General features: G+C 58.9%; 14 protein-coding genes. 4 read left to right on the forward strand and 10 right to left on the reverse strand.

Annotation, left to right across the window (positions count from 1 at the left end):
• The first annotated feature begins 110 nt into the window (after positions 1–110).
• Positions 111–335, forward strand: a complete 225-nt coding sequence (locus J3P89_RS27665; RefSeq protein WP_434696266.1) for a DUF1161 domain-containing protein — start codon at positions 111–113, stop codon at positions 333–335.
• Positions 336–389: 54 nt separating this feature from the next.
• Here the strand turns inward: J3P89_RS27665 and J3P89_RS27670 are convergent, their stop codons facing one another.
• Positions 390–1391 (reverse strand): LLM class flavin-dependent oxidoreductase, encoded by a 1002-nt coding sequence (locus tag J3P89_RS27670; protein ID WP_434654347.1) that lies wholly within the window; start codon positions 1389–1391, stop codon positions 390–392.
• Between the two features lie 235 nt (positions 1392–1626).
• Between J3P89_RS27670 and J3P89_RS27675 the strand changes: the two genes are divergently transcribed.
• A complete protein-coding gene (locus tag J3P89_RS27675) occupies positions 1627–2058 on the forward strand; it encodes an OsmC family protein (RefSeq protein ID WP_434570548.1) in 432 nt (143 codons plus the stop codon).
• 139 nt (positions 2059–2197) lie between these two features.
• Positions 2198–2431, forward strand: coding sequence for a DUF1161 domain-containing protein (locus tag J3P89_RS27680; RefSeq protein ID WP_434626720.1), 234 nt, complete (start codon positions 2198–2200; stop codon positions 2429–2431).
• Positions 2432–2437: 6 nt separating this feature from the next.
• On the opposite strand, the gene J3P89_RS27685 is transcribed toward J3P89_RS27680, so the two are convergent.
• Positions 2438–2866, reverse strand: coding sequence for a hypothetical protein (locus J3P89_RS27685; protein WP_434654350.1), 429 nt, complete (start codon positions 2864–2866; stop codon positions 2438–2440).
• A 39-nt stretch (positions 2867–2905) separates the two neighbouring features.
• The gene (locus J3P89_RS27690) at positions 2906–3319 is read right to left on the reverse strand and encodes a hypothetical protein (RefSeq protein ID WP_434626725.1); all 414 of its coding nucleotides are present in this window, start codon (positions 3317–3319) and stop codon (positions 2906–2908) included.
• 58 nt (positions 3320–3377) lie between these two features.
• On the opposite strand from J3P89_RS27690, the gene J3P89_RS27695 reads away from it, so the two are divergent.
• Complete coding sequence (locus J3P89_RS27695) at positions 3378–4520, forward strand: aminopeptidase (RefSeq protein WP_434698066.1); 1143 nt, start codon at positions 3378–3380, stop codon at positions 4518–4520.
• On the opposite strand, the gene J3P89_RS27700 is transcribed toward J3P89_RS27695, so the two are convergent.
• From J3P89_RS27700 to tagH, 7 genes are read right to left on the reverse strand one after another with little or no spacing between them, the layout of a single operon-like run.
• Entirely contained in the window at positions 4468–5373 is a 906-nt protein-coding gene (locus J3P89_RS27700; RefSeq protein ID WP_434574318.1) for a serine/threonine-protein kinase, read from the reverse strand. The genes J3P89_RS27695 and J3P89_RS27700 overlap by 53 nt on opposite strands.
• Before the next feature lie 50 nt (positions 5374–5423).
• Entirely contained in the window at positions 5424–6152 is a 729-nt protein-coding gene (locus J3P89_RS27705; protein ID WP_434696267.1) for a PP2C family protein-serine/threonine phosphatase, read from the reverse strand.
• Positions 6152–9640, reverse strand: coding sequence for a type VI secretion system membrane subunit TssM (tssM, locus tag J3P89_RS27710; protein ID WP_434696268.1), 3489 nt, complete (start codon positions 9638–9640; stop codon positions 6152–6154). Before tssM ends, J3P89_RS27705 begins: the two co-directional genes overlap by 1 nt.
• 14 nt (positions 9641–9654) lie before the next feature.
• Positions 9655–10521 (reverse strand): type IVB secretion system protein IcmH/DotU, encoded by an 867-nt coding sequence (icmH, locus tag J3P89_RS27715; protein WP_434696269.1) that lies wholly within the window; start codon positions 10519–10521, stop codon positions 9655–9657.
• 5 nt (positions 10522–10526) lie between these two features.
• Positions 10527–11858 carry a type VI secretion system baseplate subunit TssK gene (gene tssK, locus J3P89_RS27720; RefSeq protein WP_434696270.1) on the reverse strand — a complete coding sequence of 444 codons (1332 nt, stop codon included), beginning with the start codon at positions 11856–11858 and terminating at the stop codon, positions 10527–10529.
• Complete coding sequence (tssJ, locus tag J3P89_RS27725; RefSeq protein ID WP_434626735.1) at positions 11845–12360, reverse strand: type VI secretion system lipoprotein TssJ; 516 nt, start codon at positions 12358–12360, stop codon at positions 11845–11847. The genes tssK and tssJ overlap by 14 nt, the downstream gene beginning before the upstream one ends.
• Before the next feature lie 5 nt (positions 12361–12365).
• Positions 12366–13553: a type VI secretion system-associated FHA domain protein TagH gene (tagH, locus tag J3P89_RS27730; protein ID WP_434698067.1), complete on the reverse strand. Its 1188-nt coding sequence runs from the start codon at positions 13551–13553 to the stop codon at positions 12366–12368.
• Between the last annotated feature and the right edge of the window lie 8 nt (positions 13554–13561).

The raw sequence follows: 13561 nt of genomic DNA on the forward strand, positions 1-13561 counted from the left end.
ATTTGAACTTGCACGCTGGCGGAGTGCCATAGGGAATGGCCATGCGCTATGGTTGGCGCATCAGGCCTTTCTGATACCTCCCTATTTGATCCGTCCAAGGAGTGCGAGCGATGAAGAAGTTGATGGTGGCCCTGGGTCTGCTGAGCCTTGCGGGTGGCGCGTTTGCGGCCGGCAAGCCCTGCGAAGAGCTGAAAAGCGAAATCGCGGCGAAGCTTGATGCCAAAGGTGTATCGGGTTATTCGCTGGAAGTTGTCGATAAAGGCGCAGCGGCTGACGGAGAAGTCGTCGGCGCCTGCGAAGGCGGTTCAAAGGAAATCGTCTACAAACGCGGCTGATTGCGCGTTCAAATCAAAGCCGACGCGGTGCGTCGGCTTTTTTGTGGCTGTGATTCAGCCTTTCATGACTTGCGCCAGCAGCTCATAGGAGTGCAGCCGGTCGGTGTGCTCGTACAGATCGCTGGTAAAAATCAGCTCGTCGGCCTGGGTTTGCTCGATCAGCACCTCCAGCCTGGCGCGGATTTTCTGCGGCCCGCCGATCATCGCCAAGCCAAGGAAGTCACCGACCGCTTCTTTCTCATGGGGCAGCCACAGGCCATTCATGGTTTCCACTGGCGGGCGCTGTACCAGACTTTGGCCGCGCATCAACGCCAGGATGCGCTGGTATACCGAAGTCGCCAGGTAATCCGCCTGCTCATCGGTATCCGCTGCCACCAGCGGTACGCCGAGCATGACGTAAGGTTTGTCCAGCACCGCAGACGGTTTGAAATGATTGCGATAGACGCGAATCGCTTCATGCATGAAACGCGGTGCGAAATGCGAGGCGAAGGCGTAGGGCAACCCGCGCTCTCCGGCCAGTTGCGCACTGAACAGGCTCGAACCCAGCAGCCACACCGGCACGTTGGTCCCCGTACCCGGCATGGCAATGATGCGCTGGTCCGGGGTTCGCGGGCCGAGGTAACGCATCAGTTCAGCCACATCGTCAGGGAAATCATCGGCACTGCCGGAGCGTTCACGGCGCAGCGCCCGAGCGGTCATCTGGTCGGAGCCGGGTGCGCGGCCCAGCCCGAGATCGATCCGGCCCGGAAACAGGCTCTCCAACGTGCCAAACTGCTCGGCGATGACCAGAGGCGCATGATTCGGCAGCATCACCCCGCCGGAGCCGACACGAATGGTCGATGTGCCGCCCGCCAGATAGCCCAGCAACACTGCCGTCGCGGAGCTGGCGATGCCGTCCATATTGTGGTGCTCAGCCACCCAGAAGCGGGTATAGCCGCATTTTTCCACGTGTTGCGCCAGGTCGAGGGAGTTGCGCAAGGACTGGGCAGCATTGCCGTCGGCACGAACGGGGACAAGGTCGAGGGTTGAAAATTTGACTTCGGACAGCTGTTTCATGGGCTGGCATCTCCAACGGCGTACCAGCTTTCCTGTGGGCGAAAGCCTGCCGTTTCTGTAGGTGTGTCCTATGAATGTGGGCATATACCCGAGATTCAATAGTAGCGGAGAAATTTCCTACTAAATTAGTCGACTAATCGACCAGGTGAACTTTATCAGCCGGTCTATCCTCACAACCCTGGCACTGAAAAATAACCAGGCGCGAACCCTCGCGCCGGATCATGAGGAGGCACACATGGCTATCGTCAAGAAAGCATCGGCTCACTGGGAAGGTGACCTGAAGACCGGAATCGGCTCCATCTCCACGGAAACCGGCGTGTTGCGCGAAGCGCCCTATGGTTTCAAGGCCCGTTTTGAAGGCGGCAAAGGCACCAACCCCGAAGAATTGATCGGCGCGGCCCATGCGGGCTGTTTTTCCATGGCGTTTTCGATGATTCTCGGCGATGCCGGGCTCAAGGCCGACAGCATCGACACCAACGCCGAAGTGACGCTGGACCAGGTTGATGGCGGCTTTGCGATTACCGCGGTGAAACTGATCCTCAAGGCCAAGATTCCGGGCGCCACCCAAGCGCAATTCGAGGAATTGAGCAACAAAGCCAAGGAGGGTTGCCCGGTTTCCAAGGTGCTCAATGCCAAGATCACCCTGGAGGCCTCGCTGGTAAATTGATGAACTGAAAAGATCGCAGCCTCTCCACAGGCTGCGGTCTTTTTGATGGGTGATCTATTTGCCCGAAGGCAATTGTGATCGAATGCAGGCCTGCAGCTTCAGCGCACAGGCAGTGCGCGCTGTATTGAGGGATTCCAGCATGAAACGATTCGCCCTGGCAGTCATCGGTTGCGCATTGGCCACATCGGCCCTCGCGGCGCCCAAGCCCTGCGAAGAACTCAAGAACGAGATCGAAGCCAAGATCCAGGCCCAAGGCGTGGCCTCCTACACGCTTGAAATCGTCACCAATGAAGAAGCCCATGACCAGAACATGGTGGTGGGCTCCTGCGAGAACGGCACCAAAAAAATCATCTACCAGAAGAACGACCGCTAGGCAGCGCTACATCAGGCAATTGGCCTGCCGATCCTCGGCGACGATTTCACGCTTGGCGTTATAGAGCCGGGCGCTTGGGGAGTAAGCCAGGTTGCGAGCCTCCAGGCGATAACGCTGGCCGGCCTCGAAATGGTCGTAGCGTACGATGAGGTAGCACAGCCGCTCTTTCGGCTCGCTCATCATGCCCAGCCCACCGCCAGCGCCGAACACCTCGAAGTCGAAGCGCACCTTCAATTCATGGCTACCCGGCGAGACCTGGAAAAATCGCCCGTCCCGCAGTCGCTGGCCGTCCAGGCTTTCAGCCATCAGCAATTTGCCGCCCGGCATTGGCGTGGCGAAATCGACCCAGGCCATGTTCGGGTCCATTTCAGGCAATGGGCTCGTTGCACATCCGCTCAACGTGGCGAGAGCCAACAACAGCGTAGGTAGGCGCATGATCGGTTTCCTCAAGTCAGGCGCCGAGCATAGCGCCGATCAGCTTTGCTGGCAGCCCGCCGGCGTGCCTTGGCCCACCACCTTTCGTTGCTCGTCATAAAGCTTGGCCCACGGACGGAAGCCGATACTGCCGGCCTGCAGCTGGTAGCGCCGGCCCGCATTGAAATCCTTGAATTTCACGTTCAACCGGCAATCACGCCACAACGGTTCGGCATCCGGGCCGATGTTGCCCGGTTCCACGGCAAATTGATAACGCACCGTCAGCTCATGGCTGCCGGGCTGCACTTCGAAATAACGACGGTCGATGGAGGCTTTGTCATCGACTTCCAGCGCTTGCAAAGCCGTGTCCCGATGGTTTCCCAGGTCGATCCACGCTTGAGAGGGATCGGGATCAGGCAAACCGGCGCAACCGGTCAGCAGCAACAGGCCACAAGTCAGCATCAACACGCGCATAGCGAAGCTCCGGGCAGGCGAGATAGTCTTGAGGCAGACTTCCCAGGGTGATTCCAAATTGATCAGGCAGCGTTCACGCCATCGGTTACTCGACCGTGTTTTCAGGATTTTGTTTCCGGCCCTCGTGCTTTTGTTACTCAACGGTTGTTCCAGCCTCGGTTACTACAGCCAGCTCGCCAGTGGCCAGATACGACTGCTGCAAGCTCGAGAGCCGATCGAGCGGGTCATCGCCGACCCCGCCCGTGATCCAAAATTGCGCGCGCATCTGGCCCAGGCGCGCGAAGCCCGGACGTTCGCCAGCGCCCACCTGCACCTGCCCGACAACCAAAGCTATCGCCTGTATGCGGACATTGGCCGTCCCTTCGTCGTCTGGAATGTCTTCGCCACCGCGGAATTTTCCCTGGCCCCGCAAACCCACTGCTTCCCCATTGCCGGTTGTGTGGCGTATCGCGGCTACTACAGCCAGAGTGCCGCCCGAGGCGAGGCTGCGATGCAGCGCTTGCGCGGCATGGATGTCTCGATTGGTGGCGTAGAGGCTTATTCGACACTGGGCTGGTTCAATGACCCGATCCTCAGTTCGATGCTGCACTGGGGCGACGAGCGCTTGGCGACGCTGATCTTTCATGAACTGGCGCACCAGCGCTTCTACGTGAAGGACGACACCGAATTCAATGAATCCTTTGCCACCTTCGTCGAGCAGGAAGGCACCCGCCAATGGCGCGCCCAACGCGGACTGACACCGGACAATGGCAACAAGGTGCACCAACGCGAGCAATTCATCCAATTGATCCTCGACACCCGCCAGCGGCTCGAAACCCTTTACGCCCTCCCCCTGCCGGCCGAACAGATGCGCCAGCGCAAGGCCGCAGAATTCGAACGCCTGCGTGCCGACTACGAGCACTTGCGCGACATCCAATGGGCCGGCGACAAGCGCTACGACGCCTGGGTCTACGCACCACTGAACAACGCCCGATTGTTGCCCTTCGGCCTGTATGACCAGTGGGTGCCGGCGTTCGCGACGTTGTTCAGGCGTGAGGGCGAAGATTGGGTCAGGTTTTATGCCGCCGTGGAGAAGCTGGGTCGGTTGGCGGTGGATGAGCGAAAGGCAGCGTTGAAAGCATTGGCAGCATCGCCAACGGCGAGCCTTCTCACCACCAGAACGAGCCACCTGCCATCAGCGCCCGCAACTGCGTCACACTGATACTGCGCCGCTCAGGATCAAGGGCCAGCGCCGTGCGCAATGCTGTCCAGTAACGCCTGGGCAAGTTGCGCGGGGCCTTGAGCTCACGCTCCAGCCCGGTATCGCGAGCTTGGGTTGAAGGCAGGCGCCGATATGGGTGTCTGCCGCTCGCCAGTTCGTACAGCACGCAAGCCAGGCTATAGAGATCGGTGCATGCAGACAGGGGGCTTCCCTCCAGCAATTCTGGGGCGGCGTAGGCCGGCGTCCAGGCGTCGAGACGTTGGCGGTTCAGCGAAGGCAAGCCTTTCAAGGGGCCCTCCTCTGTCAGGCCCAGGCCGAAGTCAAACAAACGCACACCCTCTGCACTCAGCATGACATTGCTCGGTTTGATGTCACCATGCACTACGCCTCGGCCATGGGTATGTGCGATGGCGTCAAGCAGTGGAATTGCGATCGGTTTCAACTCGGGCCAGGGCAAACCGAGGGGGGATTCGCAGAGTAACTTGTCCAGGGTCAAGCCGCGCATCAGCTCCATTGTGATGAAAACCCGTCGCTGGGCAGCGTCGACTTCAAACGTGTATGGGCGCAGCACGTTCGGATGGCTCAAGCGCCGGCTCAGGGCAAACTCGCTATAAAGCAGCGCACCCGCGTCCGGGGCATCACCGAGTTCCTCGCTGAGCATTTTTACCGCAACGTAAGGATCCGGATCGCCGTACTGTTCATGGAGGAGGTCGCGGGCCCGATAGACCACCCCCATGCCACCGGCACCGAGCAATCGTTCGAGACAATAGCGACCGGCAAGTATCTTTGGCATTTCGCCAATACAGCGCTGACTCGATGGCAAAGCAGACGACACACCGAAGGCGGAACAGATGAGACTTTTCTCATCGCCGTCTGGGGCACCTGAAGTTGTGGCGGGACCGTTCACTTACGTATCACCACCGCCGTCAGGTTGTCCCTCGCCCGACCGCTCAAAGCTCCTGCGAAAAGATGTTCCAATGCTTTGCTCGGGCAAGCCAGGCTCATCGCATCACCGAGCGCTTTTCCACCAAGGTCCTGATACAAACCGTCGCTGCACAACAAAAACGTATCACCGTAATGAACGTCCAACTCCAGGATTTCCAATGTCAATTCGTGCGAGGCGCCTACTGCGCGGGTCAGCGCCTTCGCCGCGGGGTGAGCATCTGCCTCCTCGAGACTGGCCTGATGCTCGTCGATCAGTTGCTGGCGCAGGGAATGATCCTTGGACAATTGATACAGCTGCCGATCACGCCATAGGTAGCAGCGGCTGTCGCCAGCCCAGATACAAGCGGCACGTTTGCCTTCTAGTAACAGCACCACGACGGTGCTTCCCATGATGCCGAGCGGATTTTCAGCAGTAACTGTCAATTCCTGACTCAGTCTTCGATTGGTCCAGCGCAGGCACTGGCGCACCGCTCTCGAACGCTCATCGATATCTCGATGAATGGGCAGCTCCGCGAGGTTGGCAACTACCAGTTGGCTGGCCATATCGCCGCCCGAGTGGCCGCCCATTCCGTCGGCAACGGCCCAGATTCCCTGCTCCGGACATTCCAGGTAGGCATCCTCGTTACGCGAGCGAACCTTGCCGGGATCGGTACGCGCAGCGCTGCGCCACCTGCCGGAGTGAAGCATCAGAGCTGTACCGGCATCCGGAAGGTACGCAAGGTGCTCATGTCGAAAGGGTTCGGCGTGCGCTGGCTCATCAATAGATAGTTGGCCCGCAGGCCACCGAGATCAGCCTTGAGCACACGCACATCGCGACCGACCAGGTATTCCATCTGCATCAAGTCGAATAAACGAAACAGCGACCAGGGCCCGGTGCTCTTCTCGATGCCAACCCCCTGCCCGCCGACAATCCTGTCCAGTACCAAGGCCGCTCGACCGTCCTGCGCCTCGATTGGCCAGGTGAAAGCGACAGGCTGTATCGGCCCATGCCGGTACTCCAGCGTCTGGTCGCCCAGGCGTAATTCGGATCGGCTGACCGCCGGGTCGAGCGTGTAGGGTTCGAGCTTGAATTGGACTTTTGGCTCGACAGGATCTTCCGCAAAGAAGCTCTGGCGAATGGTATGTGTCGTTGCCATTTGCTCCAGATAGACCCTGGACATGGGCAGGCTCTGGCCATCGACACTGCGCAGACGGTAGTGCCCCGAATGACCACTGACGAACGGCCGCATGTAACGCTCGAAGAACCGATCGACTATGCCTTGGTCCTTGAAAAACTCCCGGAAGTCATTGATCGCGACATCGCTGGCGCTGTGGGCATTGAACGGATACCGCTTGTTGATTGCCTTTGCGTAGAACGTGTAGAGCTCGCTCTGGTAGCGCTGGTTCAGGTATCGATATGAATCATCGAGCACCAGGCGCCAGCTATCCTCTGCAAGCCCGTTGAGCCATCCACTGAGCGGGCGCGGCAAGCGTGCCGACGCGCTACGCAAATTGCTCAGCGCATCTTGCTGAACACCCATGCGATGTCTCGCCAATTCGAAAGCGGCTTGCTCCGGTGCACTCGCGCGGGTCAGAGTGGCCAACTGCGAGTCGACGTCATCAAGAGCGCGCAACGCCAGGATCAGGTCGCCTGCGGGGCCACCTTCAGCGTCCAGCAGACGGTGCAATGGCTCAAAACGCCGTTGTAAGGATTTCTGCCCGACTTCCGGCAGCCTCGCTGCCACGGAGCTGGCGGCTTTGCCAGCGAGGGCGACCGTATGCAAAACGGTACTGCTGCTGTTTCCGATCGTTTGCGTCGCTTCATCCATACGTTCGGCAATGCCTTGGATGCGCGTGTGCTCACGCACCTGCACCAGCAATTGCACCAGAGGCGAATACGCCGACGTCAGCTCTGCCAATTGCCCGACGGCTTCACTGGTGCTATCAGCCCTTCGCAAGCCGACCCGCCCGATCGCCTCGCTCCAGCGTTCGGCATAGTCACGAAAGTACAATTGCTCCAGTTCGCTCATGAGACGACGCATGTCCATGCCGCTGGGATTCGCACCTTCGCCCAGCACCCAGTTGTCCTGTAGTAGTCCGGTAATCAGCGTCGTGCCTTGGACTGAAAAGTACTGCTCATAACCTTGACGGGTATAGAAGCCCGGAACGATCTGGTCAGTGCCGACCAGCAACGCACCCTGCGGGCCCAGATGTTGGCTGAGACTGTATGGCGGCAGCGGGTTGGCCTGCTCGCGAAGCATTCGGTAAACAACGTCCGCCAGGGACTCACCGCGCAGGATTTTCCGCGCCTGGGCCACCAATGACTCGTCCACCTCATAGGCGAGAGGCACGTCCAATAGACGCTCGAAGTGAGTGTTCAAGCCGTTCTGGATCGCTGGATTGCCGGGATAACGCAGCGACCAATCGCGGGCAAGCCGATCCTTGAGCCATGCCGCGTCGCGTCGCTCGGGCCTGGCCAGCATTAAATACGCGCGCAGACTGTTGAGCAAACGTTCACGGTCACCCAGATTGCCCTGAATATGCTCCTCAAGCATTTTCGCGACCCGAGGCAGGAGTCGCGATTGCAATTCGTGTTCATAGGCGCCAACCACCATGGGGCTGGTTGCATCCCCCTGATATAAACGAATGCGTTCATGCAGTGGCACCGCTTTTTCCGGAGCAAAGACCTGAGTGGCCTCGAAGCGGACATCAAGCGAATCGAGCAGCGCAATCGAGTCGTCGCTGGCCATCGGCGCCAAGCGCAGTTGTTCCCAACGTTGGCCCAACATCCACAAATGTTCCAGACGTTCGTGGTTGGCCGAAAAACCCTGTGCCCACAGCAGCCCGAACAATCCAACGGTCGCCAGCGCTGCGAAATAAACCATACGCTGGTTCCAACGGATACGCCTATGTTCGCTCCGCCCCAAGCGGGCCAGATCGGCTTCGGGAAAAATGACCCGCGTCAGCAAGTGGTGGATAAATCGGGAGTTGATACCTTCGCGAGAGGACCGCGAAAGCTCGCGGCGAGTGCCAGGGCTCGCATCGCCGGGGCTGGCAGCCGCAGCGCCAGGCCGCGAGGCGCAGGTCAAGTAAAAGCCCCGAATTGGGGACGCCTTGCCATTGGAGACTTGCTCGAGCAGCAGACAGAGATGCGTGCCCATCTGCGCCAGTTGCTGGGGAAAATCCAGGATGAGACCACGACGTCCGGCATCTCGCTCCTGATGCAGACGCGTGAGCAACTGACTGTTGAGCCTGTGCAGTAGAGACTCAAATTCGGTTCGCGATACGGTCACATCGTTACCGTGCGGGCCCCGACCAAAACTCGCGCCCAGTACCTGGTCGCTCTCCTCCCGGGTCATCGAGTCGAAGAATTCGTTAAAGCCAGGCACGCAGTCCGCCTTGCTCAGCACGAGGTAGACCGGCATGTCGGCGCGCAGTTGGCGCTGGATATCCTGCAGACGAGCCCGGATATGACTGGCAAGCCGGGCAACCTCATCCTCGCTTCCCAGCAGCACCTCGACAGGCACCGTCAACAGCACGCCATTCAATGGACAATGACGGCGACGCTTGCGCAGCCATTCGAGCAACCCGCTCCAGGCATCAGCATCGACATCTGGATCCGCCTGGGTCAGGTAGCGTCCCGGCGTATCGACCAGCACAGCCTGTTGGGCAAAATACCAATCGCAATGTTGTGTACCGCAAGCGTCTTCCGAGGGATCACGCTCAAACCTGTCGAACGCAAATTCGAGACCCGAACAGGCCAGCAGGCTGGTCTTTCCGCTGGCAGCAGGGCCCATTATCAAATACCAGGGTAAATCATCACGCCAGTACTCGCCGTGGCCGGAATACAGGCTTGAGGTCTTTAACGTTTCCAAAGCCTTCTTGAAGCGCGAGCGCAGCTCGCGGCGCTGATCGTCTATCCTGGTCCGACTGAACGTACGTGGCGAATTGGCTTCGGCTTTCTTCTCGCTTTCCGAGACGCGCTCAGAGTAGAAAACCATGCCCAGTCCCCATGCCAGAAACATCGCGCTGATCGTCAGCAGACGTGCCGTCGGGCTCGCCCAGAACTTGTAATCGGCAACAGCCAGCAACGGTCCGACAAACCACACCAGCAATCCGATAAAAAGCACCAAAGACAGCGTCCAGACCCAAGTCCGACGCAACCAGGCGCCCATTTTCCTGAAAAGCGATTTCATGATACGTCCCTGTTCTACGGCAGCGGCTGAGCGATAACCGGCTCTGGCAATTGATAGGGTTGCAATGCGCTTTGGCGTTGCTCCTGCAGGACCCAGGCGAAGCCCGAATACATCGCTCCCAGACTGACCAGGGCGAAGACCATCACCATCCAGGCGGGGACAATGCGCACCGGGGCGCGGCGAGGAGTAACAAAACCGTCCCCAACATGGGAAAACTGCCGAGGGGGGTCGCCGCGAACGTGCCGGATCGACCGGTAGAGAGCATCGCGCACGCCTTCGAGCTCAAATCCGCCACGGGCATGCATTCCATATTTGCCTTCAAAGCCCAGGGACAGGCACAGGTATGAGAGCTCAAGCATATGCAAATGCTTGACGGGGTCTTTCGATAAGCGATCAAGCAACTGGAAAACTTTTTCGCCGCCGAAAGTCTCGTTGTGAAAACTGCTCAGCAGGCTGATTTGTGACCAGTTGCTTCCCTGCCCCCCAGGCGCAGCCACCACCGCTTCATCGAGCACCGTGCATAACACATAGCGGGCGGCGATCAGCTGGCTTTCCACTACGTTCAATCTCAATGCATGGGCTTCGAAGTCTTTCAAGTCGAGGGCCAGCTCCTGTTTGAGCATGTTCAGATCTCCGCGGTCGCGGCCCTGCCTGAGCAGCACCACCCGGGATAAAAGCCCGGACGCTGCCGTCACCAACGGATTGAGGCTGGCAACGAACATTTGCGAATGCGGTTCACGAGCGGCATAGATCATCCGCTCGTGCAGATGTTCTACGCGCGGCGGCGGCGTCACGGCATCGGTCAAAGGACCCGAGGCCGGACGCTTTCCCTCAGCATCGAGCAGAACGGTTGTTTCGTCCTGAGGACTTTCCATATCCATTTCGGTCAGTTCCTGATCGCCCAAAAATTCAGTTCAAGCTCGGAAAACTCTCCAGACACATGGAAGGCAAAGCCAGTTGAGCGCTTCACTTGAGCTAAATCTTCAGCACTGGGTTCGAGGATGAAATAGGCTTTGTTGGCATGGAACGCAATCTGCCGCGGCACCACGGGTAGCGGCCTGATCCTGATGCCCGGCAGATGCAGATTGACCAATTGGCGAATCTGCTCGACCGAACCGATCTTCAGATGCGACGGCAAGCGACGACGCAGCTCTTCACCGTCACAGTCGGCGCTCGCGGCCAATACAAATGAAGCCGAGCCCAATAGCGAAAGATCGTTCACTTGAGAAACAAGGATGCCGTACTGTCGAGCCTGCAATTGCAGTTCGATGGCGTGCTGCTCAAGTACCATCGACAGTACCTGACGGATTGACTGCATCAGGCTTCGGAAGCACTCGCCCTGGTTGCTGTGCTGATACCGATTGTCGAGGGGCGGTCGCTTGCTGTCAGTGGAAAATGTCGCCAACTCTCCCAGCAGGGCCAACAGCATCCGGTATAGCGTTTCGGGTTGAGCCAGCTCCAGTTCCAGTTGATGCCGCAGCAACAACTCGGTGCGGTTGATCAATTGCAACATCATGAAATCGCCGACTTGTGCCCCGCCCGACTTTCCGTAGGAGCGAATTCGCTCGGCGAGGCTTTCGCCCCGGTGGCCCAGCATGCCGATCACTTCCTTGAGACACGACAACAGGTAAGCGGACGACTTGACCTGGATAAACGTAGGCACGAAATCCGAATCGAGCGTGATCGCACCGTCGGGCGTGGTATCAAGCACTTCACAGAGTTTCAGTTTCACAAAAACCTGATCACCCTGCTGCTCACCCAGCAGAAGACGAAAATCCAGGCGGCCACAGCTGATCTGGCTGCTGGAGGAATCCGCAGCGTTTGAATCAGACACTTGTGCGTCATAGGTGATGTAGCGCGCCAGCACGTCCGACTGCTCTGGACGACGAGACTCGATGTGATTGCCCGTTACTAGTGGCAGCGCGAGGTAGATCGGCGTATTGCAGATATTGGACGGGACTTCCAGGACGAGCGGTTCAGCGCTGCCGTCCAACTCGAACAAGCTACCGTCCGGCAGGACACCGGAGGCTCTGTTGACGACCAGTCGTCCCATGTTGAGGAACTGCGCATCGATTTCCAGCGCCAGGAAGCCCCAGGTGTAGCCGCTCAATAGCCGCGTGCGGACCTTCAACTGGTGATCGAAATAGCGGTCGTTGTGCTGCAGATGTTGCGGCCGCAGCAGCATGCCTTCCTGCCAGATGACTTTATCGTGATTCATCGATCACCCACCCTGCCGGCTTTCCAAGACGAGTGGCGATCCCATCCTGATCAAGCGTCAGGCTCGCGTCAGTCACTCGCCCCGCAATGATCGGCAGCGTGTAGCGCCACTTTGCTTGCGGCAGATCACGGTATGCCGCGAGTATCCCGACATAACGACCGCCCCCTGCAATGTCGAGCCGGAGCCTGACGGTTTCGCCGGGACGCAACTCCAGCTCTTCGCTGGCGATCAGGTCAGGTGAAAGAGTTTCCCTGGCACGCTCGTAAAGGCTGAAGAAGTCCGCGTTCTCAAAAGCCACTGGATGCTTGAGCTCAAGCAAGCGCACCACCACGGGAGATGGCCGTCCGTTGAGATCCGGGTTGAGCTGATTGCCGGCGATCAGGGTGAGGTTGAGCTTGGTCATCGTCGAAAACGGTGACAGCGAGGCGCAGCCGGTCATGAGCGTCGAGGTTACGAACGCCAACATCAAAGGCTTGAATAAAGGCACGGTGCTGCGAGACATGTACGTCATCCATGAGAGTCGTTTTGCAGGGTGGAGATCAGGCGAACCTGCTCCTCATAAGCCTTGGCGAAATCCCGGGCCAGCAGTCGCTCGGTCCAGTCGTCGTCCAGGCAAAGCGCCTGGTGATAACGACCATATGCTCGCCAGTAGCGACCATGTGTGCTGATCAGCAGTCGTTGCTCTCGTTCCAGTCGAAGGATCAATTGCCGAGGTGAAAAATGCTCCAGCGTTGCGCGCAAGGTGGCGCGACTGGCGGCGAGCACCGCCACTTGATGAGCCTGAAGATCGCTGAATGCGCTAGCGATGGCATCGGTCGCCGACAACATTCCTGGCGATCTCGGTTGCAACAACATCTGCAGGGCGTCATCGGTGTACTTCAATGGATTTTTCTGGTCGCGTTGAATCTGCGTTGGCGCCAGGCGCAATTCGCTTTTCAACTCCCTACGGGTTCGCACGCTCTGTTGCAGCCCTCGAATGCTTTGCTGGAACAACCGAGCAACATCAATCGTCAGGGCCTCCCGGCCTTCGTTGTCCAAATTGTCGAGATCCATGCCCAGCGCAACGCCGAAGCGTCTCCAGAAATCCTGGCTTACCAGCGCAGCGGGTTCTGACGACAGGTGTAGCTCGGGTTCGCGCGGTGCTTCGACCAGTTCAGGAAGCAGAAGGCTCTCCGTATCCACACGCCCATGGTCCGGGCAACTGGACCCGAACGTGGCCGCCGCACCGGGGTTGATCAGCTCATCAATCCCACAATATGCCCGTTCCTGTTGATCGAGGGTTTTCAGCGGATCAAGATTGAAGAACGCGTCGTCCGGTATGAAGCCGTCGACCGGTACTGAACGGCAGCGGTCTGCAACGCGGCTCGCCGCCCCCTCTACCAGCCGCGCCTGGACAGTGCAGTCGCCCATCACATACACATCCCCATCCTCGATGTGCACTGGCTGCCCCTTGGGTAATCGCATGCCGCTTTTACGATGGGATATGCCGTTGCCACTGGTATCGGTCAGAAAAAACATGCCCTCCTCGAAACTCACTCGTGCGTGACGCTTGGACAGGAGGCGCTCGCAGTCCGGAATGATCCAGTCGCAATCATCCCCCCGCCCAATCACACCGCCGGACGGCCCGAAAATCTTCCGGCAGAGATCCGGGGTGATGAACTGCCTGGCAGTGAGCATTTCTAAAACGAGTTCCATCGACAACG

The organism is Pseudomonas sp. Z1-14 (assembly GCF_051132005.1).
GTDB lineage: Bacteria > Pseudomonadota > Gammaproteobacteria > Pseudomonadales > Pseudomonadaceae > Aquipseudomonas.

Bases quoted from the DNA above. Each gene is read 5' to 3' on its own strand.
- J3P89_RS27665 (WP_434696266.1), top strand. From the start codon at position 111: ATGAAGAAGTTGATGGTGGCCCTGGGTCTGCTGAGCCTTGCGGGTGGC.
- J3P89_RS27670 (WP_434654347.1), bottom strand. From the start codon at position 1,391: ATGAAACAGCTGTCCGAAGTCAAATTTTCAACCCTCGACCTTGTCCCC.
- J3P89_RS27675 (WP_434570548.1), top strand. From the start codon at position 1,627: ATGGCTATCGTCAAGAAAGCATCGGCTCACTGGGAAGGTGACCTGAAG.
- J3P89_RS27680 (WP_434626720.1), top strand. From the start codon at position 2,198: ATGAAACGATTCGCCCTGGCAGTCATCGGTTGCGCATTGGCCACATCG.
- J3P89_RS27685 (WP_434654350.1), bottom strand. From the start codon at position 2,866: ATGCGCCTACCTACGCTGTTGTTGGCTCTCGCCACGTTGAGCGGATGT.
- J3P89_RS27690 (WP_434626725.1), bottom strand. From the start codon at position 3,319: ATGCGCGTGTTGATGCTGACTTGTGGCCTGTTGCTGCTGACCGGTTGC.
- J3P89_RS27705 (WP_434696267.1), bottom strand. From the start codon at position 6,152: ATGCTTCACTCCGGCAGGTGGCGCAGCGCTGCGCGTACCGATCCCGGC.
- tssM (WP_434696268.1), bottom strand. From the start codon at position 9,640: ATGAAATCGCTTTTCAGGAAAATGGGCGCCTGGTTGCGTCGGACTTGG.
- icmH (WP_434696269.1), bottom strand. From the start codon at position 10,521: ATGGATATGGAAAGTCCTCAGGACGAAACAACCGTTCTGCTCGATGCT.
- tssK (WP_434696270.1), bottom strand. From the start codon at position 11,858: ATGAATCACGATAAAGTCATCTGGCAGGAAGGCATGCTGCTGCGGCCG.
- tssJ (WP_434626735.1), bottom strand. From the start codon at position 12,360: ATGTCTCGCAGCACCGTGCCTTTATTCAAGCCTTTGATGTTGGCGTTC.
- tagH (WP_434698067.1), bottom strand. From the start codon at position 13,553: ATGGAACTCGTTTTAGAAATGCTCACTGCCAGGCAGTTCATCACCCCG.